This window comes from Enterobacter cloacae complex sp. IR5458 (genome assembly GCF_049238025.1).
Taxonomy (GTDB): Bacteria; Pseudomonadota; Gammaproteobacteria; order Enterobacterales; family Enterobacteriaceae; genus Enterobacter; species Enterobacter kobei.
Window position 1 is genome coordinate 1 of record NZ_JBMKIF010000125.1, and the last position, 1,352, is coordinate 1,352.

Consider the following 1,352-nt stretch of genomic DNA (forward strand, 5'->3'; position numbering starts at 1 on the left):
CTTTGTTTTAGGGCGACTGCCCTGCTGCGTAACATCGTTGCTGCTCCATAACATCAAACATCGACCCACGGCGTAACGCGCTTGCTGCTTGGATGCCCGAGGCATAGACTGTACAAAAAAACAGTCATAACAAGCCATGAAAACCGCCACTGCGCCGTTACCACCGCTGCGTTCGGTCAAGGTTCTGGACCAGTTGCGTGAGCGCATACGCTACTTGCATTACAGTTTACGAACCGAACAGGCTTATGTCCACTGGGTTCGTGCCTTCATCCGTTTCCACGGTGTGCGTCACCCGGCAACCTTGGGCAGCAGCGAAGTCGAGGCATTTCTGTCCTGGCTGGCGAACGAGCGCAAGGTTTCGGTCTCCACGCATCGTCAGGCATTGGCGGCCTTGCTGTTCTTCTACGGCAAGGTGCTGTGCACGGATCTGCCCTGGCTTCAGGAGATCGGAAGACCTCGGCCGTCGCGGCGCTTGCCGGTGGTGCTGACCCCGGATGAAGTGGTTCGCATCCTCGGTTTTCTGGAAGGCGAGCATCGTTTGTTCGCCCAGCTTCTGTATGGAACGGGCATGCGGATCAGTGAGGGTTTGCAACTGCGGGTCAAGGATCTGGATTTCGATCACGGCACGATCATCGTGCGGGAGGGCAAGGGCTCCAAGGATCGGGCCTTGATGTTACCCGAGAGCTTGGCACCCAGCCTGCGCGAGCAGCTGTCGCGTGCACGGGCATGGTGGCTGAAGGACCAGGCCGAGGGCCGCAGCGGCGTTGCGCTTCCCGACGCCCTTGAGCGGAAGTATCCGCGCGCCGGGCATTCCTGGCCGTGGTTCTGGGTTTTTGCGCAGCACACGCATTCGACCGATCCACGGAGCGGTGTCGTGCGTCGCCATCACATGTATGACCAGACCTTTCAGCGCGCCTTCAAACGTGCCGTAGAACAAGCAGGCATCACGAAGCCCGCCACACCGCACACCCTCCGCCACTCGTTCGCGACGGCCTTGCTCCGCAGCGGTTACGACATTCGAACCGTGCAGGATCTGCTCGGCCATTCCGACGTCTCTACGACGATGATTTACACGCATGTGCTGAAAGTTGGCGGTGCCGGAGTGCGCTCACCGCTTGATGCGCTGCCGCCCCTCACTAGTGAGAGGTAGGGCAGCGCAAGTCAATCCTGGCGGATTCACTACCCCTGCGCGAAGGCCATCGGTGCCGCATCGAACGGCCGGTTGCGGAAAGTCCTCCCTGCGTCCGCTGATGGCCGGCAGCAGCCCGTCGTTGCCTGATGGATCCAACCCCTCCGCTGCTATAGTGCAGTCGGCTTCTGACGTTCAGTGCAGCCGTCTTCTGAAAACGACA

1 protein-coding gene is annotated in these 1,352 nt (G+C 60.3%); it reads left to right on the forward strand.

Going from position 1 to position 1,352, the window contains the following annotated elements; translation table 11 throughout:
* Positions 1-136 precede the first annotated feature (136 nt).
* Positions 137-1,150: a class 1 integron integrase IntI1 gene (intI1, locus tag ACOTYN_RS26320; RefSeq protein WP_000845048.1), complete on the forward strand. Its 1,014-nt coding sequence runs from the start codon at positions 137-139 to the stop codon at positions 1,148-1,150.
* Positions 1,151-1,352: the final 202 nt, after the last annotated feature.